Origin of the sequence: Caulobacter sp. Root1472, assembly GCF_001426985.1 — a bacterium.
Classification (GTDB): domain Bacteria; phylum Pseudomonadota; class Alphaproteobacteria; order Caulobacterales; family Caulobacteraceae; genus Caulobacter; species Caulobacter rhizosphaerae.
Map to the genome: position 1 here is coordinate 38,888 of NZ_LMFX01000051.1, position 24,669 is coordinate 63,556.

Annotated in this window: 21 protein-coding genes; 3 read left to right on the forward strand and 18 right to left on the reverse strand. The window is 71.0% G+C overall.

Annotation, left to right across the window (positions count from 1 at the left end; genetic code table 11):
* Window positions 1–16: 16 nt before the first annotated feature.
* From nadC to ASD47_RS24720, 5 genes are all read right to left on the reverse strand, one after another.
* Window positions 17–862, reverse strand: coding sequence for a carboxylating nicotinate-nucleotide diphosphorylase (nadC, locus tag ASD47_RS24700; RefSeq protein ID WP_056762455.1), 846 nt, complete (start codon window positions 860–862; stop codon window positions 17–19).
* On the reverse strand, window positions 859–2,400 hold the full coding sequence (locus ASD47_RS24705) for an L-aspartate oxidase (protein ID WP_056762456.1): 1,542 nt from the start codon (window positions 2,398–2,400) through the stop codon (window positions 859–861). The genes nadC and ASD47_RS24705 overlap by 4 nt, the downstream gene beginning before the upstream one ends.
* A gap of 125 nt (window positions 2,401–2,525) precedes the next feature.
* Window positions 2,526–3,611, reverse strand: a complete 1,086-nt coding sequence (gene nadA, locus ASD47_RS24710; protein WP_369800357.1) for a quinolinate synthase NadA — start codon at window positions 3,609–3,611, stop codon at window positions 2,526–2,528.
* A 242-nt stretch (window positions 3,612–3,853) separates the two neighbouring features.
* Complete coding sequence (locus ASD47_RS24715; RefSeq protein WP_056762460.1) at window positions 3,854–6,919, reverse strand: DUF3857 domain-containing protein; 3,066 nt, start codon at window positions 6,917–6,919, stop codon at window positions 3,854–3,856.
* A 117-nt stretch (window positions 6,920–7,036) separates the two neighbouring features.
* Window positions 7,037–9,346: a PAS domain-containing sensor histidine kinase gene (locus ASD47_RS24720; RefSeq protein ID WP_310029520.1), complete on the reverse strand. Its 2,310-nt coding sequence runs from the start codon at window positions 9,344–9,346 to the stop codon at window positions 7,037–7,039.
* Window positions 9,347–9,525: 179 nt separating this feature from the next.
* Here ASD47_RS24720 and ASD47_RS24725 point away from each other — a divergent pair, with 179 nt between their 5' ends.
* Window positions 9,526–10,005: a Dps family protein gene (locus ASD47_RS24725; RefSeq protein ID WP_056762463.1), complete on the forward strand. Its 480-nt coding sequence runs from the start codon at window positions 9,526–9,528 to the stop codon at window positions 10,003–10,005.
* 16 nt (window positions 10,006–10,021) lie between these two features.
* Window positions 10,022–11,239 (forward strand): cell wall hydrolase, encoded by a 1,218-nt coding sequence (locus tag ASD47_RS24730; protein WP_310029518.1) that lies wholly within the window; start codon window positions 10,022–10,024, stop codon window positions 11,237–11,239.
* 48 nt (window positions 11,240–11,287) lie between these two features.
* Here the strand turns inward: ASD47_RS24730 and trxB are convergent, their stop codons facing one another.
* The gene (gene trxB / locus ASD47_RS24735; protein ID WP_056762466.1) at window positions 11,288–12,295 is read right to left on the reverse strand and encodes a thioredoxin-disulfide reductase; all 1,008 of its coding nucleotides are present in this window, start codon (window positions 12,293–12,295) and stop codon (window positions 11,288–11,290) included.
* A gap of 154 nt (window positions 12,296–12,449) precedes the next feature.
* Here trxB and pseI point away from each other — a divergent pair, with 154 nt between their 5' ends.
* The gene (pseI, locus tag ASD47_RS24740; protein ID WP_056762468.1) at window positions 12,450–13,502 is read left to right on the forward strand and encodes a pseudaminic acid synthase; all 1,053 of its coding nucleotides are present in this window, start codon (window positions 12,450–12,452) and stop codon (window positions 13,500–13,502) included.
* A 26-nt stretch (window positions 13,503–13,528) separates the two neighbouring features.
* On the opposite strand, the gene ASD47_RS24745 is transcribed toward pseI, so the two are convergent.
* From ASD47_RS24745 to ASD47_RS27105, 12 genes are all read right to left on the reverse strand, one after another.
* Window positions 13,529–14,401, reverse strand: a complete 873-nt coding sequence (locus ASD47_RS24745) for an SDR family NAD(P)-dependent oxidoreductase (protein ID WP_056762469.1) — start codon at window positions 14,399–14,401, stop codon at window positions 13,529–13,531.
* A gap of 46 nt (window positions 14,402–14,447) precedes the next feature.
* Window positions 14,448–15,530 carry a UDP-2,4-diacetamido-2,4,6-trideoxy-beta-L-altropyranose hydrolase gene (gene pseG / locus ASD47_RS24750; RefSeq protein ID WP_255355549.1) on the reverse strand — a complete coding sequence of 361 codons (1,083 nt, stop codon included), beginning with the start codon at window positions 15,528–15,530 and terminating at the stop codon, window positions 14,448–14,450.
* Window positions 15,527–16,240, reverse strand: coding sequence for a cytidylyltransferase domain-containing protein (locus ASD47_RS24755; RefSeq protein ID WP_056762471.1), 714 nt, complete (start codon window positions 16,238–16,240; stop codon window positions 15,527–15,529). The genes pseG and ASD47_RS24755 overlap by 4 nt, the downstream gene beginning before the upstream one ends.
* A gap of 106 nt (window positions 16,241–16,346) precedes the next feature.
* Window positions 16,347–17,525: a mitochondrial fission ELM1 family protein gene (locus tag ASD47_RS24760; RefSeq protein WP_235526206.1), complete on the reverse strand. Its 1,179-nt coding sequence runs from the start codon at window positions 17,523–17,525 to the stop codon at window positions 16,347–16,349.
* A 71-nt stretch (window positions 17,526–17,596) separates the two neighbouring features.
* A complete protein-coding gene (gene greA, locus ASD47_RS24765; protein WP_056762473.1) occupies window positions 17,597–18,070 on the reverse strand; it encodes a transcription elongation factor GreA in 474 nt (157 codons plus the stop codon).
* Window positions 18,071–18,263: 193 nt separating this feature from the next.
* Window positions 18,264–18,812: a hypothetical protein gene (locus tag ASD47_RS24770; RefSeq protein ID WP_156402423.1), complete on the reverse strand. Its 549-nt coding sequence runs from the start codon at window positions 18,810–18,812 to the stop codon at window positions 18,264–18,266.
* Window positions 18,813–18,897: 85 nt separating this feature from the next.
* On the reverse strand, window positions 18,898–19,560 hold the full coding sequence (locus tag ASD47_RS24775) for a glutathione S-transferase family protein (protein WP_056762477.1): 663 nt from the start codon (window positions 19,558–19,560) through the stop codon (window positions 18,898–18,900).
* A 61-nt stretch (window positions 19,561–19,621) separates the two neighbouring features.
* A complete protein-coding gene (gene poxB / locus ASD47_RS24780; protein ID WP_056762478.1) occupies window positions 19,622–21,343 on the reverse strand; it encodes a ubiquinone-dependent pyruvate dehydrogenase in 1,722 nt (573 codons plus the stop codon).
* Window positions 21,344–21,415: 72 nt separating this feature from the next.
* Window positions 21,416–21,706: a DUF1294 domain-containing protein gene (locus tag ASD47_RS24785; RefSeq protein ID WP_056762480.1), complete on the reverse strand. Its 291-nt coding sequence runs from the start codon at window positions 21,704–21,706 to the stop codon at window positions 21,416–21,418.
* Entirely contained in the window at window positions 21,703–22,167 is a 465-nt protein-coding gene (locus tag ASD47_RS24790; protein WP_056762482.1) for a hypothetical protein, read from the reverse strand. Before ASD47_RS24790 ends, ASD47_RS24785 begins: the two co-directional genes overlap by 4 nt.
* An 81-nt stretch (window positions 22,168–22,248) precedes the next feature.
* On the reverse strand, window positions 22,249–23,577 hold the full coding sequence (locus tag ASD47_RS24795; protein ID WP_056762484.1) for a surface lipoprotein assembly modifier: 1,329 nt from the start codon (window positions 23,575–23,577) through the stop codon (window positions 22,249–22,251).
* Complete coding sequence (locus ASD47_RS27105) at window positions 23,577–24,545, reverse strand: transferrin-binding protein-like solute binding protein (protein WP_056762485.1); 969 nt, start codon at window positions 24,543–24,545, stop codon at window positions 23,577–23,579. The genes ASD47_RS24795 and ASD47_RS27105 overlap by 1 nt, the downstream gene beginning before the upstream one ends.
* Window positions 24,546–24,669: the final 124 nt, after the last annotated feature.

The window sequence follows — 24,669 nt, forward strand, 5'->3', positions numbered from 1 at the left end:
GCGGCCGGGCGCCCGCTCAGACCGCGTCCAGGCCGATGTCCAGGGTCAGGGCCGAGTGGGTCAGGGCGCCGACGCTGATCACGTCCACCCCCGTCTCGGCGATGGCGCGGACGGTGGTCAGATTGACCCCGCCCGAGGCCTCCAGCACCGCCCGGCCCTTGGCCAGGGCGACGGCGGCTCTCAGGTCGTCGAGGCTGAAATTGTCGAGCATGACCACGTCCGGCCCGTGTTTCAGCGCGTCCTCCAGCTGGTCCAGCCCGTCGACCTCCACCTCGACCTTGACCAGGTGGCCGGCGAAGGCGCGGGCCCGGCGGACGGCCTCGCCGACCCCGCCGCAGGCGGCGACGTGGTTGTCCTTTATTAGGATGGCGTCGTCCAGGCCGAAGCGGTGGTTGATCCCGCCGCCGCAGCGCACGGCGTATTTCTCCAGGGCGCGCAGGCCGGGCGTCGTCTTGCGGGTGTCGACGATGGTGGCGCCCGTGCCCTCGACTAGGCGGACATAGGCGCGGGTCAGGGTGGCGATCCCCGACAGCTTGCCCAGCAGGTTCAGGCCCGTGCGCTCGGCGGCCAGCACGGCGCGGGCGTTTCCCTCGGCCCGGGCCAGGATCGCGCCCGGGGCGGCGTCGGCGCCGTCGGGCGTGACGACCTCGAAGGACGCCGCCGGGTCCAGGGCGGCCAGGGCCAGGCGGGCGCAGGACAGGCCCGCGACCCGGCCGTCCTGCCGCGCGGCCCAGACCACCGACAGGCGGGCGTCCGGATCGATGCAGGCCTGGGCGGTGATGTCGCCGGCCCGGCCCAGGTCCTCGGCCAGGGCCATGTCGATGATCGGGCGGACGAGGAGGTCGGGCAGGGGGGTGATCATTCGGCGGCGTACCGGACCGCGCGGCCCGACTCCAGGTCCGGAAGGGTGACGAAGGTCCGCTCCGGCAGAGCCGTGGCGGGAAAGTCGGCGCGGAAATGGCCGCCTCGGCTTTCCTGGCGGGCCAGGGCGGCGCGGGCGATCAGCTGGGCGGCGACCAGGGTGGGGGCGGGGCCGTGGGCGGTCTCCAGCGTGTCCAGGACGGCGACCAGGCGGGACAGGCCGTCGGCGTCGCGGATCACCCCGGCGTCGCGGCTCATGGCCTGGCGCAGGGTCTGGAGGGCGGAGTCCGGCAGGTCGGGCGTCGGCGCGGCGGCCAGGGGCGCGCCGCCCATGACGAGGTCACGCGCGGCCCGGCCGGCCCGGGCCCCGAACACCGCCGCTTCCAGCAGGCTGTTGGAGGCCAGACGGTTGGCGCCGTGCACCCCCGTGCTGGCGCACTCGCCGGCGGCCAGCAGGCCCGGCAGGCTGGTGCGGCCGTCGAGGTCCGTGGCCACCCCGCCCATGTGGTAGTGCACGGCCGGGGTCACGGGGATCGGCTGGACGCGCGGGTCGATCCCGGCCCTCATGCAGGCGGCGAACACGGCCGGGAATTCGTGCGGGAAGTGCTCGCCCACCGCCGCCGTGGCGTCCAGGAACGCGCCGCGGCCGGCCGCCCGTTCGGCATGGATGGCGCGGGCCACGACATCGCGTGGGGCCAGTTCCTTGGCCGGGTGGTAGTCGGCCATGAAGGCGCGGCCGTTCTTGTCGCCCAAGGGGGCGTTGCGCAGGATCGCCCCTTCGCCGCGCAGGGCCTCGGTGGCCAGGGGCGCGGGGTCGCGGCCGATGTCGATGGCCGTGGGGTGGAACTGCACGAACTCCGGATCGGCGATTTCCGCCCCGGCCAGGGCGGCCAGGCCCAGGCCCTCGCCGCGCACCTGGGCCGGCGTGGTGGTGACGGCGTAGAGGCCGCCCACCCCGCCGGTGGCCAGGATCACGGCCGGCGCGATGATCTCGACCAGGGCGCCGTCGATCTCGGCGATCAGGCCGACGACGCGGCCGGCCGCGTCCTGGAGCAGCCGACGGGCCCGGGCGTTCTCGCGAACCTCGATCGACGGCGCGGCGCGGACGGCGGCGATGACCGCGGCCATGATCGCCGCCCCGGCTCCGTCGCCGCCGACCCGGGCCACCCGGGCCTTGGCGTGGGCGGCTTCCAGGCTCAGGACGAAGCCGCCGTCCGCCTGACGGTCGAACGGGGCGCCCAGGGCGGCGAGGGCGCGGACGGCGGCGGGGCCTTCGGCGGTCAGCAAGGCGACGGCGGCCGGATCACAGAGACCCGCCCCGGCCGCGATCGTGTCAGCGGCGTGCAGGGCCGGGGCGTCCTCGTCCGACAAGGCCGCGGCCATGCCGCCCTGCGCCCAGGCGCTGGAGCAGCCGGTGGCCAGCGGCGTCGGCGACAGCACCAACGCCTTGCGCGGCGCGGCGGCCAGGGCGGCGGTCAGGCCCGCCAGGCCCGCCCCGAGGATCACGGGGCCGTCGAAGGTGATGCGATCGTGGGTCAACGAAGCGGCTCCTCTCAGGGGCCGATATCCTCGTGCTTCGACAGGCTCAGCATGAGGATATCTATTGCGGCTCAGTCGCCCTCATCCTGAGCTTGTCGAAGGACGAGGGCGTCGACGCGGCGGTCTTAGATCAGCTCCACGTCCACGTGGTGCTTGGCCTTGACCAGGTCGTACCGCGCCGGAACCAGCGGCGGCGGCAGGTCGATCATCCGCTGGACGGCCAGCTTGGCGCGGACCTGGACGCCGGGATCGACCGTCACCTCGTACTGGTCGTGGACCAGGGCGTCGTAGATGTTCCGCAGGCTGATCCGCTTCATGTGCGGGCACAGGTTGCAGGGGCCGATGAACTGGGTGCCCGGGCTTTCGGCCTGGACGTTGGAGGCCATCGAACACTCGGTGATCAGCACCACCTGCTTGGGCTTGCGCAGCGCCACATAGTCGTTCATCGCCGCCGTCGAGCCGGCGAAGTCGGCCGCTTCCAGGATCTCGGCCGGGCACTCGGGGTGGGCCAGGATCTCGGCCTCGGGCCAGGCGAAGCGCATGTCGGCGATGTCCTGGGCGGTGAAGCGCTCGTGCACCTCGCAGCGGCCGGCCCAGGCGATGATCTTCACCGCGGTCTGGCGGGCGACGTTGCGGGCCAGGAACTCGTCGGGGATCAGGATCACCTTGTCGACGCCCCATTCGCGCGCGGCCCACTCCACCACCTGCACGGCGTTGGCGCTGGTGCAGCAGATGTCGGTCTCGGCCTTCACGTCGGCGGTGGTGTTGACATAGGTGACCACCGGCACGCCCGGGTGGCGCTGCTTGATCAGCCGCACGTCTGCGCCGGTGATCGAGGAGGCCAGGCTGCAGCCGGCCCGCAGGTCGGGGATCAGCACGCGCTTCTCCGGGGCCAGCACCTTGCTGGTCTCGGCCATGAAGTGGACGCCGGCCTGGACGATCACGGCCGCGTCGCACTTGGCGGCCTCGCGGGCCAGGGCCAGGCTGTCGCCCACGAAGTCGCCCACGCCGTGGAAGATCTCGGGCGTCATGTAGTTGTGGGCCAGGATGACGGCGTTCTTCTCGCGCTTCAGCCGGTTGATCTCGGCGATCAGCGGCGCGTGCGCCCGCCATTCGAGCGGGGTCACATGGTGCTTGACCTTGTCCCACATCGCCGCGGTCTGGGCCTCGACATCGGGGGTGAAGGCGAGGGGCGCGAAACCGTCCGCCACGAAACCGTCAGCCATGTGAACCTCACTTATGCTCAATGTGAGCATTTCAAGGGCCTCAAAAAACGCCGGAAACGGAGGGTTTCCCCGCCTCGGCGTCGCCCCTTATGCTGAATTTGAGCAAAAGGGATGGATCACATATAGACCTTCCGCGGCGGCTTGCAAAGGGCGGCCGAGAAAATCCGTGTTCGGCGGGCGCGAGGGGCGGAGTTCGTCCTCGGCGATCCGCTCCGGCCCAGGCGGGTTCAGCCCGCCTTGAGGCCATAGCTCTCGAAGCGTTCGGCGACCTCCGGCTCCAGGGCGACGGCGGCTTGCAGATCGGCCTGGCCGCCCGTCCTGTCGCCGAGCTTCTGCTTGACCAATCCGCGGCCGTACAGCGAAGCGGCCTGCTTGGGCTCGACGGCGAGCGCGGCGTCGTAGTCGGCTAGGGCGGCCTTCAGTTCACCCCGACGCAACTGGGTAAGCGCCCGACTGTCCAGGATCGACGCGCTGCGCGGCCGCAGCTTCAGGGAGGCGTTGCAGTCGGCCAAGGCCTTGTCCAATTCCACCCCCGCGACGGCGCGCGCCCAGCAGCGCGAATTCCACGACGAGGCGATGTCCGGGCGCAACGTCACGATCGTCTCGGCGTCGGCCAGCGCCAGGTCGAACCGCTTCTGCCGCTGGAGCAACTCGGCCCGCCAGGTCAGGGCGTCCGTGTCGAACGGATCGATGCGCAGGGCCTCGTCGGCTTCGCGAAGCGCCGCCTCCGGCCGTTTGGCCATCTGGTAGGCGTGAGAAAGGTTCATCAGCCGGTAGATGTTGTCGGGCTCCGCCGCCACCAGCGCCTCGAAGCGGGCTACGGCGTCGTCATAGTCCTTGGCTTCCAAGGCCGCCCAGCCTCGCGCACGTTGAAGCTCGGTGTCGGTCGGCGCCGCGGCCAAGCCTCGATCAAGGTCCTTTCGCGCCAGGTCCATCTTCTTCAGGTGGCCATGCGCACGGGCCAGGATCAGCAGCAGGTTCTTGTCGTCGGGCTTGGCCGACAGAGCCTTCTCGAGTTCGGCGACGGCCTCTTCGGCCCGGTCCGCCGCGATCAGGACGCCGGCGCGGTTGGCCTGCCAGACCTGCTGCGGCGAGGCGCTTTTGCGCGCGGCCTGATCGCAGAGCTTCAGGGCCCCGGCGTAGTCCTTGCGCGAGACCGCCAGATTGACCAGCGCGCTCCACGCCGCGTCCTCGGTCGGCTGGGCGTCCCGCGCCTTCTGGAACAGGCGCGACGCGAGATCCTGGCGGTCGTTGGCCCAGGCGTCATAACCCGCCGACAGAGGTCCCCGGTCGACCGGCTGGGGCGCGACCTTCGGCGCCTCCTTGGAGTCCTTGTCGATGGCGCGGATGGCCACCACGCCGACGCCTTCCCGCGCCCGCAGCGTCGAGACCTTGGCGTCCTCGGCCGAGATTTCGCTGGCGACGGTGCGCAGGCTGCGGATCACCGTCACCCGACCGTGTGACTGGTCATAGGCGCGCAGCACCTTTGCCCCGCCGACCACCTCGTTCAGCGAGCGGCCGTTGGTCTGATATCCCTCGCCGCCGTCGGGAAGGATGACCGCGGTCACCCAGCGACCGAAGGACGGATAGGCCACGCCATAGGGCGCCTTGGTGTCCATCGCGCTGTCGCGCTGGAAGCTGGTGTAGGTCAGGGCGGCGCCGTCCAAGTCCCACTGGCGCAGGCCGCCCGCGACGGGCCACCAGTGGATCTTGCCCTTGCCGCGCAGGTTGGCGACGAACAGGGCGGCGTTGGCGTCATAGGTCCAGTCGATATCGGTGAAGTCGACCCAGCTGATCTGCTCGCTCCAGGATCGCAGGCTGGCGCGAACCACTTCGTCGCGCGGCTGGCTGGAGATTTGCCGGTTGGTCTCGATCGCCTGGTCGCCGCGCTGGATCGCCTGGATGGTGACCTCCGCCGGGACATCGGCGCCCGCCGAGGCGTCCACCCGCATGACCGTCTCGCTGTAGGGTCTGAGGAGGGGGCGGGGTTCCATCTTCTCCAGGTCCGCGCCGTTCGCACGCAGGGGCAGGGCCCAGCGGAAGGGCGGCACGTCGAGATTGGCGATGTTCTCGTCGCCCGACCGCGTGCCATCCAGCCAGTAGGTCTGGCCATTGACCGTCGCGCGGACGAGGACGTGATCGAACATGTCCTGCCCGGGCAGACGCTGGTCGAGGCCGTCGCCCTGGCCGCTGGAATTGACCAGCGCCGCCTCGGCCGGGATGTCCAACTGGCTGAGGAGGGCCAGCAGCAGGGCGGTCTTGCCCTTGCAGTCTCCAAAGCGGTGACGCCAGGTCTCGTCGGCGGCCGAGGGCTTGCGACCACCGCCGTCCAGGCCGACGAAGACGTAGCGCACCTGCGATTGCACCAGCTTCAGAGCCAGGGCCGCGCGTACGGCGGGGTCCGCGCTGGCCGCCTTGATCTTGTCCGCCTCGGCCTTCAATGGCGAACCCGCTTCCAGCGTCGCGGCCCGGGCGTAGTACGGCGCCATCAGGCTGGACACCTGGCCCCAGGTCTCGAAGCCGCTCAACGACAACTGGTCGATATAGGCGTAGCGCATCGGCGCGCCGGTGGGCGCTTGAGGGGCCTTGATGTCCTTGAGGTCCAGCAGCAGTTCGCCGCCGGCTTCCGTCTCGCTGACCACTGGCGCGGGCAGGTCCGAGCCCTTGAGCCAGCGCATCGGCCGGTCCTTGGTCCACAGCGCGCGAATCCGAACCCGCGGCGCGACGCCGGCGTGGTCCACGGACGAGCGCCATTCGCTGCGCGCGCCGGGGACGGGATCGCGGTAGCGGCGGGAGATGGTGAAGGCCAGCGAGTCGCCGACCCGCAGCCCCTTGACCTGGAGGGCGGCTGTCAGGCGTCCGTCCAGCATCGCCGATTCCAGATTGGTTTCGCGGCGCAGGATCTCGAACTTGTCGGACTTGAGAACGTCGATCGCCTCGCCATCACGCAGGATGACCAGGCGATGGACGGTTATGATCTCGGAGGCGGGGTCCCAATCCAGCTTGAGCGAGCCCGCCGCGAGCCCCTCCTCGGTCAGGATCTTGAAGACCACGTCAGTATAGGTTTCGTCGCCGTCGGCGCTTATGCGGACCTGCTGGTCGATCAGCTGATAGACGTAGGCCGCGCCCGGCGTGGCCGTTGGCGCGGGCGGCGCCTCGGCCGGCTTCACCCAGGGGGCGGGTGCGCCGTAGAGCACCGTACGGCCTTCCGCCGGCGCCGTGTGATTCGCCGCCGCCCGGACCGACGCCGGCGCGGCGACGACGGCACTCGCCGTGGCGGTGACAGCCGCCATGGCTAACGCTTTTACAATCATTGCAATCCCCCGAACGGCGCAGCTTAGCGCGCCGCCGATCGTGCGCAACCCCAAGCGGAGCGTGTCGCGGCCTGGATGCCGCCGAGAGGGCGCTGCCTACCCCTTCGCCTTTCCGCCCTTCCTCACCGACTTGGCCGGCGCGTGGCGGTCCCAGGCGTCGGCCATGGCCTGGGCCAGGGCGTCCAGGGCGTAGGGCTTGCGCAGCAGGGGCCAGGGGGTCTCGTGGGCGCGGACCAGTTCCTGGCCGGTGTAGCCGGAGCTGAGCAGGATCGGCAGCTCGGGCCGCTCGTGCGACAGGGTCACGGCCAAGTCGACCCCACTCTTGCCGCCCGGCATGATCACGTCGGTGATCACCAGGGCCACGGTCGGGTCGGTTCGGGCGATGGCCAGGGCCTCGTCGGCGGTGGCGGCGCGGCTGACCATGTGGCCCAGCTCGTCGATCATCGCCGCGATCAGGTCGCCCACCTCGGCGTCGTCCTCGACCAGCAGCACGTGGGAGGTGGCGCGGGTGGCCGGCGGCTGGACGGCCCGCACCTCGACCGGCGAAAAGGCTTCGCGCACCGGCAGCATCATGGCCACGCTCGTGCCGACGCCCAGTTCGGACTCGATGCTGACCTCGCCGCCACTCTGGCGCACGAAGCCATAGACCTGCGACAGGCCCAGGCCCGTGCCCTTGCCGACCGGCTTGGTGGTGTAGAAGGGCTCGAAGGCGCGCTCCAGGGTCTCGGCCTCCATACCCGCCCCGGTGTCGCGCACGGCCACGCGCAGATAGCGGCCGGCCGGCAGCTCGCTTTCCGGCTCGGTCAGGTCCACGCCCTGCGAGGCGATGGTGATGCGGCCGCCGGGCGGGGTGGCGTCGCGGGCGTTGACCACCAGGTTCAGCAGGGCGGCCTCGAACTGGCCGGAATCGGTCAGGGTGGTGCGGCCGCCGGCCTTCAGGTCCAGGACCAGGTCGACGCCTTCCCCGACCGCGCGGCGCAGCAGGCTCTCGCTGTCGGCGATCATCGTGTCGATGCGGCAGATCTCGGGGTTCAGCGGCTGGCGGCGGGCGAAGGCCAACAGGTGCTGGGTCAGCTTCTCGCCGCGCCGGGCCGCCGACTGGGCGGCCTCCAGCATGCGCCCGCGCCGCTTGTCGTCGTCGGGATTGCGCTGCAGCACGTCCAGCGCGCCGATGATCACGGTCAGCAGGTTGTTGAAGTCGTGGGCCACCCCGCCGGTCAGCTGGCCGATCGCCTCCAGCTTCTGCGACTGGGTCAGGGCGGCCTGGGCGGCGTCGCGCTCGGCCAGGGCCTCCTGCACGCGGTCGGCCAGCAGCTCGTTCAGGCCCGTCAGCTTTGCCTCGGCCTCCTTGGCCTCGGTGACGTCGAAGGCGATGCCGATGAAGCCGATGAACTCGCCGCCCGGCCCCAGGCGCGGCTGCGAGAACGACTTGAGCCAGCGCATCTGGCCGTCGGCCCGGCGGTAGCGGCCCTGCAGGCTGAACGGCCGGCGCGAGGCCTCGCCGGCGATCTGGGCCTTGAGAATGGCCGGCAGGTCGTCGGCGTGCAGGCGCGAGCGCCAGTCCAGCACCAGGGCCTCCTCATAGGTCACGCCCGCGAACTCGACATAGGCGGCGTTGACGAAGATCCGCACGCCGTCGTCGCCGCTGATCCACATCAGCGCCGGGGCGCTGTCGGCCAGGGCGCGGAAGCGGGCCTCGCTCTCGCGCAGGCTCTCCTCGGCTCGGCGGCGCTGGGTGACTTCGAAATTGACCCCCAGCATGCGCACGCCGCGGCCCGCCTCGTCGCGGATCACCTCGCCGCGGCCGTGGATCCAGCGTTCGCCGTCCGGATGGCGCGCCAGCCGGTATTCCACCTCGTAGTGACCGCCCTTCACCGCGTCGCGCAGCGTGGCCTGGACCCGTGCGCGGTCGTCGGGATGGATCACCTCGACCAGCCGGTCCAGGTCGAGCGGTCCCTCGAGCGGCAGGCCCAGGTTGCGGCGCGCGGTCAGCGACAGGTCCAGGATGTTGTTGCGGATGTCCCACTCCCACGGGCCGACCCCGGCCGAGGTCTGGGTGACCTGCAGGCGGGACTCGGCCTCGGACTGTCGCCGGCGCGCCTCGGCCAGCTTGAGCATGCTGGCGCGCAAGCCGGCGGCCACGGCGGTGGTGATCAGCGACGAGATCACGAACAGCACCAGGGTGGCGATCTGGCTGCGGTTCATGGCCTCGCCCCGGAAGGCGCCGAGCAGCCAGCCGGCGAAGACCAGGCCCGCCGCGATCGGCGCCAGTCCCCACCGCCAGCCGGCGTAGAGCGTGACCAGGATCATGGCGGGGAAGAAGGTCTGGGTCGCCCCGACTCCGGCGGTCAGGCCCAGCAGGGCGATTCTCAGGCCCATCGCCGCCAGGATCGCGGCGACCGTCACCAGGACGGCCCGCCAGGCCGGCGGCGGGATCCCCGGAATGAGCCACGCGCTTACCGTGTCAGGCCAAGCGCGCCCACCGGCTTTTGCGTGGGGATCTTCAATCTTCATGGGGCTCGTACATAACCGCTTGCCTGAAGCATGGACACGCTTACCTAGGACACGCAACACGGGAGATCACGATGGCCGCGAACCTGAACACCGGCTTCACCGCGAAACAACGCGCCGACGTCGTGGCGGGATTGAACAAGGTTCTGGCGGACAGCTATGCGCTGTATCTGAAGACCCATGGCTATCACTGGAACGTGCGCGGCCCCAACTTCCAGGCCCTGCACGTGCTGCTGGAAGGCCAGTACACCGAGCAGTGGACGGCCCTGGACGCCATCGCCGAGCGCATCCGCGCCCTGGGCGAACTGGCGCCGATGGGCTACGGAGCGTTCGGCAACCTGTCCAGCATCAAGGACGGCGACGCCGAGAAGGAGTGGGAGGGCATGTTCCAGGAGCTGCTGGCCGACAACGAGACGGTGATCGCCACCCTGCGCGATGCGTTCAAGGCCGCCGACGACGCCGGCGACGAGGCCACCGCCGACCTCTATACCCAGCGCCTGGCGGCCCACGAGAAGCACGCCTGGATGATCCGCTCCACGCTCGGCGGAAAGTGATCGCCCTGGAGCCTTCGTGCCCGAACTAGATCGACAGTCGATGGTCAAGGCCGTCGGGGCGCTCGTCGTCCTCGGCGGCCTTTCCGCGTGCGCGGTCGGGCGCGTTCCCGCCGGGTCGGGCCGGGCGGCCGCTCTGACGACCATCGCCGGATCGCTGTCGGACGCCGGACTGGCGCGCTACGCGGCCGACATGGATCCGGCCATGCTGGCCCTGGCCCGCCGGCACGACCCCCGGCCGCACAAGGACTACTGGGGTCGGGTGCAGGGCTGGGAGAAGCTGGACCTTCACCTGATCCCGCGCCTGGGCGACCGCGACCCGGACTTCGAGGAGGCGCGGATCATCAACGGCCTCAAGGCGGCCTCGCCCCTGGCCGTGGAGCCGTCGCGGCCGTTCATGCTGACCGGCGCCAAGGACCAGCGCGACAAGGCCCTGCTGTGCATGACCCAGGCGGTCTATTTCGAGGCCGGCTTCGAGCCGATCGAGGGCCAGCGGGCGGTGGCCCAGACGGTGATCAACCGGGTGCGCCACCCCGGCTATCCCAAGTCGATCTGCGGCGTCGTCTACGAAGGCGCGGCGCGCGGCACGGGCTGCCAGTTCAGCTTCACCTGCGACGGCTCGCTGCAGCGGCCGATCAGTCCCGTGGTCTGGACCAACGCCGAGATTGTCGCCAGGCAGGCCCTGGCCGGCCACGTGATGAAGGACGTCGGCGCCGCCACCCACTACCACGCCGCCTACGTCTATCCGTACTGGGCGCCGACCCTGGTCAAGCTGCGCACCATCGGCACGCACGTCTTCTATCGCTGGACGGGGCCGTCGGGCACGCAGGCGGCCTTCCGAGGCCGCTATTCGGGCGACGAGACGGTGTCGGCCGACATCCTGATGGGCGCCGACCCTCGCACCTTGGAGGCGGCCCCGCCCGGCTCCCTGGCCGCCGTTGCGACGGGCCGCGAGGCGCTGGTCCCCGTGGCCACCGGCGAGTCGGCCAAGATCGTCAGCCCCGAGGGCGTGGTCGAGATCCTGCCGCCGATGACCGGCGACCCGGCCGCGGCCATGCGCGGCGGCCGCCGCCTGCCGACGCCGGAAGAGATCGACAGGATCAACAAGGCCCTGGGCGTGCTGGAGGCGCCGCCGGTCGACGCCACGGTCAAGCCCGTCGAAGCCGCCCCGCCGCCTCCGCCGCCGCCCCCCAAGCCGAAGGCCCGGCCGCCGAGCCTGGTCAACCGGCTGGATTAAGGGGACACGGGCGGGGACAGGCGCATGCGCCTGTCCCCAATCTCGCGCCTACCAGACCCCGATCTTCTCGGCCTCGTGATGGCTGATCGGGTGATGGGCCTTCTTGTGGTCTTCCTCGGCCAGGAAGCGCACGGCTTCCAGGGCGGCCATGCAGCCCATGCCGGCGGCGGTGACCGCCTGGCGGTAGATGTCGTCGGTGACGTCGCCGGCCGCGTAGACGCCGGCCACGGCGGTCGATGTCGTGCCCGGCTTGACGCTCAGATAGCCGCCGGCGTGGGTTTCCAGCTGATCCTTGAACAGCTCCGACGACGGGGCGTGGCCGATGGCGATGAACACGCCGTCGCATTTGACGGTCTGGGTCTGGCCGGTCTTGACGTTCTTCAGCCGCACGCCGGTGACGCCCATCGGATCGGTGTCGCCCAGCACCTCGTCGATGGCGCTGTCCCAGATCACCTCGATCTTGGGATGGGCCAGCAGGCGCTCCTGCAGGATCATCTCGGCCCGCAGTTCGTCCTTGCGGTGCACCAGGGTGACCTTGCTGGCGAAGCTGGTCAGGAACAGAGCCTCTTCCACGGCGGTGTTGCCGCCGCCGACCACGACCACCTCCTTGTTGCGATAGAAGAAGCCGTCGCAGGTGGCGCAGGCCGACACGCCAAAGCCCTGGAACCGGCTCTCGCTCTCCAGGCCCAGCCACTTGGCCTGGGCGCCGGTGGCGATGATCAGGGTCTCGGCGAACCACTCCTGGCCGCTGTCGGTCTTGAGGTGGAACGGGCGCTTGGACAGGTCCGCGCTCAGCACGATGTCGCTGACGAACTCGGTGCCCACGTGCTCGGCCTGGGCCTTCATCTGGTCCATCAGCCAGGGGCCCTGGATGACGTCGGCGAAGCCGGGATAGTTCTCGACGTCGGTGGTGATCGTCAGCTGGCCGCCCGGCTGGATGCCGGCGATCAGCACGGGCTTCAGCAGCGCGCGGGCGGCGTAGATGGCGGCGGTGTAGCCGGCGGGACCGGATCCGATGATCAGGCAGCGGGTGTGGCGGGGTTCGGGAGTCGACATGGGCACAGATATAGGGCCGATTCCGCCGGAGCGCGACGGGTCGGCTTTCGCCATCGGAGACTCGATCATTGACCCGGCCTGAGCCCCATGAGGCGATCAACGCCTCGTCCACGATTTCAGGGTTAATATGGACGAAAGCCCCACGAGCCCGTCCATGACCGCCCCCTTCATCGAGATCGCCGGCCGCAAGATCGGCGCCGACCACCCGCCCTACGTGATCTGCGAGCTGTCGGGGAACCACAACGGCAGCCTGGACCGGGCCCTGCAGATGGTCGACGCCGCCGCTGACACCGGCTGCGACGCCATCAAGCTGCAGACCTATACCGCCGACACCATCACCCTGGACGTCGACCGGCCCGAATTCAGGATCCACGGCGGCCTGTGGGACGGGCGCAGCCTGCATGAGCTCTACCAGGAGGCCCAGACCCCCTACGAATGGCACGGCGCCCTGTTCGAGCGCGCCGCCAAGCGGGGCGTGACGATCTTCTCCAGCCCGTTCGACGAGACCGCCGTCGACCTGCTGGCCGGCCTGGACGCCCCCGCCTACAAGATCGCCTCGTTCGAGGCCGTCGACCTGCCGCTGATCCGCTACGCCGCCCGCCAGGGCAAGCCGCTGATCATCTCGACCGGCATGGCCAACCTGGCCGAGATGCAGGCCGCCCTGGACACCGCCCTGGAAGCCGGCGCGGCGGGCGTGCTGCTGCTGCACTGCGTGTCCAGCTATCCGGCCAGCTTCGAGGACGCCAACGTCCGCACCGTGGTCGATATGGCCCAGCGGTTCGGCTGCCCGATCGGCCTGTCGGACCACACGCCGGGGGCGGCGGCCGCCATCGCCGCGGTGTCGCTGGGCGCCTGCGCGGTGGAGAAGCACTTCACCCTGGCCCGCGCCGACGGCGGCCCCGACGCGGCCTTCAGCCTGGAGCCGGCCGAGTTCCGCGCCCTGTGCGACGACACCCGCAACGCCTGGAAGGCCCTGGGCGGCGTGAACTACGACCTGCTGGGCAGCGAGCGCGGCAACCGCCAGTTCCGCCGCTCGCTCTACGTCACCGCCGACGTGGCGGCCGGCGAGACCCTGACCCGGGCCAACGTCCGCTCGGTGCGCCCGGGCAACGGCTTGCCGCCGGCCGACTACGACGCCGTGCTGGGCCGCCCGGCCGCCCGCGCCCTGAAGCGGGGCGAGCCGCTGGCCTGGGACATGGTCGGGTAGGCGGCCTCTCCCGTGCGGGAGCCAGGCTATTCCGGCAGCAGACCCAACCGCTTGCCGACGATCCGGTCCAGCGTCCGCTTGGGCAGGAGGTCGGCCATCAGCATCTGCATCGGTTGCGGCGTGATCGTGTAGCGGACCTTGGGCCGGGCGACGGTCAGGGCGGTGTGGACCGCCTCGCCGATCCGTTCGGCGGGCAGGCCCGACTTGCCGATCGACAGCATGTAGGCGCGCAGCCGCTCCAGGGCGGGGCCGTAGACCGTGTCGGCATAGGCGCTGGTGTCGGTTTCGTCGGCCTTGTCCCAGATCGGCGTGGCCACCGCGCCGGGGGCGATCACCACCACGTCGACGCCGAACGGCAAAAGCTCGCGGCGCAGGGATTCCGACAGGCCCTCCAGCCCGAACTTGCTGGTGCAGTAGGGAGCCATGAAGGGATTGGCGTTGCGGCCGCCGACCGAGCCGATGTTGACGATCCGTCCTGGCCGCCCTGGCCGGCCAGCGACCGGCAAGCGCGCCCCGACTAGCGGCGCGAAGGCCTGGGTGGCGATCACCACCCCCGTCAGGTTGACCTCCAGCTGCCTGCGCCATTGGTCGATCGGCAGGTGCAGCAGCGGGCCGGCGACGGCGATGCCGGCGTTGTTGACCAGGCCGGCCAGCGGACGCCCGTCCAGCGCCGTCTCGACCTGGCCGGCGGCCGCGCGCACGGCGACCTCGTCGGTGACGTCGAACATCAGCGGGGTGACGGCCGGGCCGAAGGCCGCGGTCAGCCGTTCGGCGTCGGCGGCCTTGCGCACGCTGCCGAACACATGGAAGCCGCGCTGGGTCAGCACCTGGGCCACCGCCCAGCCGATCCCGGTGGAGGCGCCGGTGACGACGACGGATCTGCTGGCCTGGTCGTTCATGCTTTCGCTCCCCTGGTCACGGCCAAGATGAAGCAGGTGAACGCCGTTATCCAGCCTGACGCCGCGCGATCAGGTCCAGGAAGTGCGCCGCGACCCGCGCCGCCCCGCGTCCGTCGCAGACGGCGGCCGAAGCGGACGACAGGCGGTCGCGCAGCGCCGGGTCCGCCAGCAGGCGGCAAAGCTCCGTCGCGAACGCCGCCTCGAAGCCTGGCTCGGCCACGTCCAGGACCAGGACGGCGTCGGCCTCGGCCAGGGCCTGGCTGGCCTCGCCCTGGTTGGCGGCCAGCACCAGCAGCAGGGTCGGCAGGGCCAGGACGCAGCGCTCCCAGCTGCTGGAGCCGCCGGCCCCGACGGCCAGGTCCGCCTCCAGGGTCAGGCGCGGCATGTCCTGGCTGTCGACGTGCAGGGCCAATCGGGGGTCGCGGGCGGCCAGGGCCTGCAGGCCCGGCAGGCTGGACGCGCCGGACCCCAGAACCACGTCAAGCACGGCCTTGCCCGCCCCGCCCGTCCTCAGGCGCGGCAGGATCAGGTCCACGACCCGGCCGGTGATCCCGCCCACGTCGGTCAGGCCCAGCGACACCAGGATGCGCCGCACCGGCGGCGCGTTCGCGCGGCGGACCAGGGCCTCGCGGCGCAGGGCGGCGAAGGCGGGGCGAACCGGGGCGTGGCTGGGGCCCAGCAGCAGCTCGGCGTGCGGCGGGAGCAGGCCGTCATAGTCCGCCGCCGCCCGGGCCGGGCCGGAGTCGAGAACCAGGTCGGCGGCCAGGGGCCGGTCGGCCAGGTCGTCGATGACCAGGACGGGCCTGTCGCCGGCGATGGCGCGGTGATCGGGCGCGGACAGGCCGTAGTGGTCGATGACCACGGCGTCGACGTCCTGGGCCGCGCGCGCCGCGGCCGTGACCAGGTCGGCCGGCGTGGCGGCGGCGGCCTCGACCCGCGCCACGTCGGCGCCGAACGCGTCCAGCACCGTCGCCACGGCGGGCGTGGCGATGAAGGCGCAGGCCGCGCCCTCGTCGGCCAGGGCCCGGGCCAGGGTCAGGCTGCGCATCACGTGGCCGCCGCCCACGGCGGGACCGGCGTCGGCGACGAACAGGATGCGGGGGGAGGAGAGCGGGCCCTTGATTCTCACAGCCGTCTCACCCCGCCGAAGCTCGCCAGGTCTGGCCGCTGTTCCAGCAGCCGCTGCACGTCGGCCGAGGTGAAGGCGCGGTTGACCGGGTACAGGACGTCATAAATCGCCGCGACGAAGGCGTAGTCGGCCGGCCCCTCGACCGCCCAGCGCACCTCGCCCTGGTCGGGCTGGGCCAGCAGGGCCAGGGACGACCAGCGGACGGGCGGCGGCGCCTCCCGAGCGTCGCCCGCCCGCAGCCGCAGGGCCGCGCTGTCGGCGGCCAGGCGGCGCAGGCCGTCGGCGGTGATCACCTCGACCCCCTGGCCGGCCGGAAAGGCGGCCCCCGGCGAGCGATTGGTGGTGTGGTCGGCCTGTTCGGACAGGTGCAGGTCGATCGTCGCGTCGATCAGGTCGGGGTCGACCAGCGGACTGTCGTCGCCGATCCGCACCACGTGGTCGGCCGGGTGAGCTTCCAGCGCCCCGGCCAGCCGGGCCAGTTCGTCCTGCGGCGGGCCGCGGTGGACGGCGATCGCCTCGCGCCGGACCACGGCCTCCAGGGCGTCGTCGGCCGGGTCGGTGGTGGTCGAGACGACGATCCTGTCCACGCGCCGGGCCCGGGCCATCCGCTCGATCTGGCGCACGATCAGCGGCGCCCGGGCCAGCGGCATCGACGGCCGGCCCGGCAGGCGTTCGGAACCCATGCGGGCCTGGAGGACGGCGAGGATCAAGAACGCGCTTTCCGGAACGGGAGAGGCCGCATGATCGCCCGGCCGGCCAGGCGACGCAACGCGGTCGGCGCCGACGCTGGAGAAGACGAGGCGAGGGCGACGAACCTCAGGTCGCGGCGCCCGCCGTCCGGGCGTCCATCCGCGCCACCACCTCGGCCGCCGCGCGCGCTGTCTCGTCGACGGGCGCGTAGGTCCAGCCGTGGAAGGCCCCGCCATAGGGGCGAGCGGCGCCCAGGCTCTCCAGCTCCTGGTGGAACAGGCGAAACTTCAGGCTGGTCCCATCCATCTTCAGGATGAACACCGGCTTGCCCGTCGAGGCCGCCTCGGTGGCCATGTTGGTGGAGTCCTCGGTGACCAGGATGTAGTCGGCCGCGGCCAGGAAGGCGAAATAGGGGTTGGCCCCGGTTCCGTCCCAGATGATCCCCGGCAGGTGGCGCAGGCGGGCGGTCAGCAGGGCCTTGGCCGGCTCGGGCGTGCGCCGCGAGAAGGTCATCAGCAGGCTGCCGCCCTCCTGCTCCAGCGGCAGCTGGATCTGGTGGGCCATCTCGGCGGCGCGCACCGCGGACAGGTCGAAGGCCCGGGACTTGCCGCCCAGCAGCACCGCCACGCGCGGCCGGGGCAGGGCGTCGATCTGGTCCCGGAACCGGGCGTACTCGCTGTCCAGCCGCTCGGCCGTGACCCGGTGCGGCGAGCCGGTGATCGGCAGGACGTTGTCGCCCGACAGGCGGTCGTGCCGGGGCGGGATGACCAGGTCGAACATGTGGGCCGGCACACGCGGGTCCTGGATCTGGACGACATAGGTCTTGCCGCCCGACCACCGCTTGGCGCGGATCGACAGGGGCAGGGTGGCGCGGCCGGCGGCGACCCACAGGTCGGGCCAGGGGGGCTGGATCTCGCTCTCCGGCGTCAGCCAGCGGCGCGGCAGCCAGTTGGCCCACCAGGGCAGGCGGCCGGTCCGGCCGCTCCAGCCCACGCGCTTGACGACGATGCGGGCCGGGACCTGGCGGGCCACGGCCTCGGCCAGGCCCACGGCCTGGGCCTCGATTCCGGCCCGGCCGTCCGAGATCGCCCAGATGACGATCGGATCGCGGGAGGATAGTTCGGGGGCGAGGGTTTCGGGCGCGGGCGGAGGCGTCGGCTCGGGCGCGGCCGTCTCGGCGGCCCCGGGGCGCGATTCCGGCCGGGGCGCGGCGGCCGCGTTGGCCGGGGTCTTGCGACCCCTGGCGGGCTTTGGCCCCGTCGCCTCGGATGTCTTCTTTTCAACCACGTCGGTGATCCCGGCCATAGCAAAGCGACGCGCCGGCAAGCTTGAGCGGCCGGCGCGTCGCCTGCAATGTCCCCGGAATGGGGCTTAAGCTAGACCCATTCGACCTTGAGGATCTCGTAGGCCTTCACGCCGCCGGGCGTGTTGACCTCGACCACCTCGCCGACTTCCTTGCCGATCATGGCGCGCGACAGCGGCGAGCTCAGCGAGATGCGGCCCGACTTCACGTCGGCCTCGTGGTCGCCGACGATCTGGTAGCGGGCCTCTTCCTCGGTGTCCTCGTCGACGACGCTGACCGTCGCGCCGAACTTCACCTGGGTGCCCGACAGTTTCGAGACGTCGATGACCTGGGCGCGGGCGATCTTGTCCTCGATCTCGGCGATCCGGCCTTCGATCCAGCCCTGGCGTTCCTTGGCCGCGTGGTACTCGGCGTTTTCCGACAGGTCGCCATGCTGGCGCGCCTCGGAAATCGCGGCGATCACCGCCGGCCGTTCGATGGTCTTCAAACGCTTCAGTTCTTCGTCGAGGGTCTGGTAACCCCCGGCGGTCATCGGCACTTTTTCCATTGCGGATTTTAGCTCGGTTCGCCCAAAGGGAGGAAGACTCCCGGACGTTGGCGCGGACGACCGGGGGCTGAGAGGATAGGCGCCGCGCTGGCGATAAGCAAGTACCCGCCCGTAAAGTGAAGCTTGATCGCGTTGTCGACGAGGATCAAGCGCGCTTGCGCATGGCTTGTTCCGAATGTCCTTTGCAGGGCGACTAGCCGGGTCCGCAGATCTTGGCCGCGGGAAGAAAGCGAAACAGAGCGAGCTGGTCGTCACGCCAGACGTAGTAGTAGATCCCTTCACGCCCGAAGTTCTCGTTGGGCGTTCCAACGACCACGAGAACGCGACTGTCGAGCCGATAGTTCAGCGTCTCGAAATCGGCCTCGCCGACGTCCATCAGCAAGGCTTCGGCGACCCTCAGTTCCGGCGGGAAGAACACCTTGCCCGTCTGGGCGTCGACGATCGCCGGACAACGGGCGCCGGCCCCGCAGCCGATCTCAATGATCGTGTAGTGGCCCGCAAAGTTCGGCGCCTGCTTGGCCCGTTCTCGCAGCAGTGTACGGTAGAGTTTGGCCCTGCCGTGGGTGACGATGGGCGCGGTCGGCCTGGCCGCCGTCGTCGGCGCGGGGACAGGTTGGGCGTCGAAGATCTGTTTTCCGAGCAGCGTGTCGAACGGCGCCGAGCAGACCGGAATTTCGGCCTGAGCCCAAGCCACGGACGTCGTCGCCATCGCCGCCACGCCCGCCATCGCCGCCAATTGCAACACCGCCTCCCGCGCTGATCAGGCCGTCACGATGTAGGCTCTCCCGGGGTGAAGCAATGTCCGTTTTCGCCCGTCGTCGACATCCTCACGCGTAGTCGTACGGCCCGCCGCGCTCCAGGGCCTGGCGATAGGCCGGGCGGGCGTGGATGCGGTCCAGGAACGCCTTCACGTGCGGGCGCGAAGCCGCCCCGGCCCGGGCGGCGCCGGCCTCGAGCGGGAAGCTCATCATGATGTCGGCGGCGGTGAAGTCCGGCCCGGCGAACCATTCGGCCTTGGCCAACTCGGCCTCCCAATAGTCGATATGGCTCTTCAGCTGCGGGTCGACGAAGCCGCTCTGGGCCTTGGCGGCGATGGCCTTGACCAGGCCCTTCAGCAGGCCCGGCGCGCGGGCCGGCAGGGCGGTGAACACCAGCTTCAGCAGCAGCGGCGTCATGGCCGAGCCCTCGGCGTAGTGCAGCCAGTAGGTCCAGCGCAGCCGTTCGGGCGTCCCGGCGGCGGGGACCAGCCGGCCCTGGCCGTAGGTCTCGACCAGATATTCGACGATCGCCCCGGTCTCGGCCAGCGTCTTGTCGCCGTCGGTGACCACCGGCGACTTGCCCAGCGGATGGACGGCCAAAAGCTCCGGCGGGGCCAGCATGGTCTGGGCGTCGCGCTGGTAGCGCTTGACCTCGTAGGGGACGCCCAGTTCCTCCAGCAGCCACAGCACCCGCTGGCTGCGCGAGTTGTTCAGGTGATGGACGACGATCATGGCGGCTCCCCCAGGCAGGGGCGCAGGGGGCACGGCGAAGGCCCTCGCCGTCAAGAGGCCGTCACCGCAGCAGGTTGACCTTGGCCAGGTCGATCAACTCGCCCGCCCGGCCGTCCAGCACCGCCTTCAGCGCGAAGACCCCGAAGTTGTGGGCCTCGCGGGCGGCGATCCGGGGCGGCATGACCAGTTCCTGGCGGGCGCTGACCACGTCCACCAGGGCCGGTCCGGGATGGGCGAAGGCCGCGGCGATCGCGGCCTCCAGGGCTTGCGGGCTCTCCACGCGGAAGGCCTTGACGCCCATGGCCTGGGCCATGGCGGCGAAGTCGGGATTGACCAGGTCGACGGCGGTGTCGAGGAAGCCGCCGGCCTTCATCTCCATCTCCACGAAGCCCAGCGTGCCGTTGTTGAGCACGATCACCTTCACCGGCAGGCCCAACTGCGACAGGCTGATGAAGTCGCCCATCATCATCGAGAAGCCGCCGTCGCCGGACATCGACACCACCTGCCGGTCCGGAAACGCCGCCTGGGCGCCGATCGCCTGCAGCATCGCGTTGGCCATCGAGCCGTGGTTGAACGAGCCCAGCAGCCGCCGGCGGCCGTTCAGTTTCAGGTAGCGCGCGGCCCAGACGGTGGGGGTGCCGACGTCGCAGGTGAAGATCGCGTCCTGCGCCGCCAGGTCGCTGACCACCCGCGACACCTGCTGCGGATGGATCTGCGTGGCGCCTTGGGGGATCGCGGCCAGGGCGTCCAGCCCTTCGCGGGCCTTGGCGTAGTGCGCGAGGGCCTTGTCCAGGAAGCGGCGGTCGGTCTTGACGGCCAGCCGGGGCAGCAGGGCGTCCAGCGTCTCGCCGACGTCGCCCAGTACGCCCAGTTCGATGCGGCAACGGTTGCCCAGGGCCTCGGGACTGGCGTCGACCTGCACCACCCTGGCCTTGTCCGGATAGAACTGGCGGTAGGGAAAGCCCGAGCCCAGGATCACCAGCGTCTCGCACGCCTTCATGGCCGCGTAGCCCGACGAGAAGCCGATGAAGCCGGTCATGCCCACGTCGTAGGGGTTGTCGTGCTCGAGGCTTTCCTTGCCGCGCAGGGCGTGGACGATCGGGGCCTTCAGGGCCTCGGCCAGGGCCAGCACCTGCTGGCGGGCGCCGGCGCAGCCGACGCCGCACAGCAGGGTGATGCGTTGGGAGTCGTTGAGGATGGCGGCCAGGGCGGCGACGTCGCGCTCCGGCGGGACCAGCCGGGGCGGGGACGGGGCGATCCAGGTCGGCGGCGCCGCGTCCAGCGGCCGCAGCGCCACGTCGCCCGAGATCACCACCACCGCCACGCCCTTGCGGGCGATGGCCACGCGCAGGGCCCGCTCCAGCACCTGCGGCAGGTTCTCGGGCTGGGAGACCAGCTCGACATAGTGGCTGCAGTCCTTGAACAGGCTCTCGGGGTGGGTGGCCTGGAAGTAGTCGATGCCGATCTCGGTGCTGGGGATATGGGCGGCGATGGCCAGCACGGGGGCGCCGCTGCGCTGGGCGTCGAACAGGCCGTTGATCAGGTGCAGGTTGCCGGGGCCGCAGCTGCCGGCGCAGACCGCGACCTGGCCCGTCAGCTGGGCCTCGGCCCCGGCGGCGAAGGCCGCGGCCTCCTCGTGGCGCACATGGACCCAGTCGATCTTTCCGCGCGCCCTCAGGGCGTCGGTGAAGCCGTTGAGGGAGTCGCCGGCCACGCCGTAGACGCGCTTGACGCCGGCCGCCTCCAGGGTTTCGGCGATGAGGTGGGCGGCTGTTCGCGTCATCGCCGATCCTTGGGGGCTTGGGGTGGGAAACCTTGAACACCCTTGGCGGCCTTGGGTTCGATGGTCTTGTGCTTATCGGCTGTGGTGGCGCGCCCACCAGACCGCCAGGCCGGCGACGATCGCCGCGGCCTGCACGAAGACGATCAGCGTCAGCCAGGCGCCGAACGGTTGCTTGCGGGTCTTGTGGCGGAACACCGGCCGGGCGACCAGGGCGCCCGGACCGCCGCCCAGGGCGGCGAGCAGCAGCAGGAGGCGCTCGGGAACCCGCGACCGGCAGTCGGCGGCGGCCAGCTTGTCCCAGCCGAAGATCAGGAAGGTCGCCAGGTTCAGGACGCCCAGGACCAGCGCCGCCAGGGCGATCACGCCGAGGCGTCCGCCCGGTGGAGCGGCGGGGCGTCCAGCGGCCGCAGGTCCGGCTCGACCCAGCCCCGGCGAGCCTCCACGCTGAACAGCCGCTCGCGCGACCAGAAGCCCAGCGGCCAGGCCTTGTCGCCCATCGGCGTGGCCAGCAGCCGCGCGGCGGCCTCGCCGTCAGAGGTCCCGGCCGGCAGGGCGGCGACGAAGGCGCGGATGGCGGCCAGGTAAGCCTGGGTGATGGTCTCGTGATAGCCATTGTGGTCGTCGTTCACCCCGCCGACCGCGACGTTGTAGGTCTGGATGATGCGCGGCATGTCGCGCTCCAGGCCTTCGTTCCGTGTGCGAACCAGGCGCAGGGTGGCGACCATGTGCGCGGCATGGGTCCATTCGGCCTTGGGCAGGGAGTGGTCGAGGAGGCGGGCGGCCAAATCGACGATTTCGGCATCGGTGTAGAGAGGGGCGGTCATGGGGCAACCTGATGAAGGCCGTGCGGCGCTAGCACGCCCGACCGCTCACGGCTAGCGCCCGCCCCGGGGCGCCGGGTTCAGCTAAAAGTCCCGGGTGAAGCCGAATTCCAGGCGCTGGCGCGTGTAGCGGCCCAGGGCCACGTTCGAGGCCGCCCGCGCAACGACGGCTTGGGCGAACGGAAAGGCCCCCATCACCCGCCAGTCGCGGCGGGACACCCGGAAGGACATCCCGATCTCGCGATCGGCGCGGCGCACGCCGAACACCGACGATCGCGCCCCGAATTCGCGGCGCTCGCCGTAGGGTTCGAGGTAGCCGAGCGTGGACAGGGGCAGGGCGAACAGGCGTCCCACCGCCAGGCGAGCGTCGCGATAGCTCATCTCGGGGCTGGCCAGGTCGTGGGCGTCGAGACCGAGACTGGCGCGCCAGAGAGCGCTGGGGCCGAGAAACCGGGTGCGGGAGGCCTGGAGGCCGTACGTCCAGCCGTCGAAGGCCGCCGAACGCGCATTGTCGATGCGGTCCAGATGGATCGATCCGTCCCATCGGGTCTGCGCATCGCCGTAGGCCTCGCCGCCCAACCGCAGCCCGCGCCAGGTCTCCAGATCGGCGCCGCCGAAGTCGATGTCGCGCCAGGTGGCCAGCAGGCTCAGCCGTGAATGGTTCGCCAGCCTGATCTCTGGACCGGCGAAAAGGGCGATCTGGCTTTGGTCGAAGGTCCGGCCCGAGGCGTCCAGTACGACGGCCGAGGCGCCCAGGCTGACCGAATAGGGCCCGGGAAGCGTGATCCGGCGTTCTACCGAGCCGCTGAGCGAGGCCGTCACCCCGGCCCGCCGCCGCGCGTCGTCCGACAGGGTGAACGGCAGGCCATAGAGGTCGATCGTCGTGGCGCTGGTCGCTCCGTTGAGGTTGCTGTCCGGGGCGATCGATCCGGACAGGCTGATCCGCAGGTCGCGCCGGGTCTCGATCGCGTCGAGCCGGGCCTGGACGATGGAGCGCCGCGCCGGATCCAGCGCCCCGGCCAGGGCCAGGCGATAGGCCAGGGCGGCGGAACGATCGCGATGGGCGGCGAAGTGCAGTTCGCCGATCTGGTAGCGGGCGAGCGCGTCCGTGGTGTCCCGGGCCAGATGGCCCTCCAGCAGAGCGATCGCCTCGGAGGTCCGGCCCAGCTTGGCCAGGAGTTCGGCGCGCAGGCGGACGCCCGCCGGCAGGGCGGCGATATCCGGGCGCGCCTCCAGGAGCGCCAGGGCCGCGCCGTAGTCGCCGCCGCGCAAGGCCGGCGTCAGGGCTTCGGCGAAGGCCTGGTCGCTGAGGGCCGGAGGCTCCTGGGCGCGGGCCGCCCCGTTCGAGGCGAAGGCGCCGAGGACCGCCAGCGCGAGCGCCACGATCGGCGCTCGCGAAAGGGAGATGGTCACTAGTTCTTCTTGAGGCCGCCGACGCCCATCATCGAGCCGCCGCCCGTGGCCGAGCCGAGGTTGTAGCTCAGCCCCGCCTCGACGGGCGCGCCGTTTGGCTCGCCGTAGAAGGCGCCGCTGACATTGCCGGTCATGCCGGCGTTGCTGGCCGTGCCGGTGAACTTGGCGCCGGCGATATTGCCGTTGAACGTGAAGGCCAGGCCGGCCGGCGCCGTCACGGCTGAGCCCGCGGCGTTGACCATCTTGAAGTTCGAGGTCGAGCCGTTCACCGCGCCCGTGCCGAAGTTGGCGGTCATGGTCACGTCGCTGGCGGTCGAGAAGGTCGTGTTCGCGCCATCGACATAGATCCCGCGCGTGCCGCCGTCGTAGCGCGCGGATCCGGTGTTCGGCATGACGGGCGTGCCGGCCGTGCGACCGACCGCGAAGAAGGTGTAGGCCCCATTGACCGGGTTTGGCGCGACCTCGCCCAACTGGACGTAGTCCAGGCCGCCCTGCAGGACGTTCGTGATGTCGAACAGCGTCAGAGCGCCCGTGCCGCCGGGTTTGAGGCCGCCGATGTCGTTGATGTAGCTCTTGCCGACGCGCACCGGACCCAGGCCGTCGTTCTTGCTCTCGAAGTCGGCGTAGTACTTGTAGATGACGCTGGCGCCGCCGAGGAAGCCCAGCACCCAGGTCTCCTGGGCGATCTGCGGCAGCGCGTCCTTCCGGTAGATCTGGAAGTTGTCGAACGTGTAGGTGCTGACCGTCGAGTCGAAGCGCAGCCCGATTTGGGGGCCGTCCATCTGGAGCGTGCCCGTCTTGACGCAGGAGATCGCGCCTGGCGTCGTTGTGCAGTTCGAGGCGTAGGGCGGCGGGGGCGGCGTCACGGGCGGAACCACGGGAGGCGTCACGCCGCCACCGCCGCCGCTCGCGCAGGCGGAGATGGCCATCATGGCGGCCAGGACGAAAAACGAACGCTTACGCAACATGACGAACTCCCCCAAAGCTCAGGCGATAGCAAAGCGTCAGCGTTGGTGCAATCTCTAGGTGTGGCAGGGGGCGGCGACGCCCGCCGAGCCTCGACCAGGCCTGGACGATCGGTTTGGCGAAGAC

Bases quoted from the DNA above. Each gene is read 5' to 3' on its own strand.
- nadC (WP_056762455.1), bottom strand. From the start codon at position 862: ATGATCACCCCCCTGCCCGACCTCCTCGTCCGCCCGATCATCGACATG.
- ASD47_RS24715 (WP_056762460.1), bottom strand. From the start codon at position 6,919: ATGGCGGCTGTCACCGCCACGGCGAGTGCCGTCGTCGCCGCGCCGGCG.
- ASD47_RS24725 (WP_056762463.1), top strand. From the start codon at position 9,526: ATGGCCGCGAACCTGAACACCGGCTTCACCGCGAAACAACGCGCCGAC.
- trxB (WP_056762466.1), bottom strand. From the start codon at position 12,295: ATGTCGACTCCCGAACCCCGCCACACCCGCTGCCTGATCATCGGATCC.
- pseI (WP_056762468.1), top strand. From the start codon at position 12,450: ATGACCGCCCCCTTCATCGAGATCGCCGGCCGCAAGATCGGCGCCGAC.
- ASD47_RS24745 (WP_056762469.1), bottom strand. From the start codon at position 14,401: ATGAACGACCAGGCCAGCAGATCCGTCGTCGTCACCGGCGCCTCCACC.
- ASD47_RS24760 (WP_235526206.1), bottom strand. From the start codon at position 17,525: ATGGCCGGGATCACCGACGTGGTTGAAAAGAAGACATCCGAGGCGACG.
- greA (WP_056762473.1), bottom strand. From the start codon at position 18,070: ATGGAAAAAGTGCCGATGACCGCCGGGGGTTACCAGACCCTCGACGAA.
- ASD47_RS24775 (WP_056762477.1), bottom strand. From the start codon at position 19,560: ATGATCGTCGTCCATCACCTGAACAACTCGCGCAGCCAGCGGGTGCTG.
- poxB (WP_056762478.1), bottom strand. From the start codon at position 21,343: ATGACGCGAACAGCCGCCCACCTCATCGCCGAAACCCTGGAGGCGGCC.
- ASD47_RS24790 (WP_056762482.1), bottom strand. From the start codon at position 22,167: ATGACCGCCCCTCTCTACACCGATGCCGAAATCGTCGATTTGGCCGCC.
- ASD47_RS27105 (WP_056762485.1), bottom strand. From the start codon at position 24,545: ATGTTGCGTAAGCGTTCGTTTTTCGTCCTGGCCGCCATGATGGCCATC.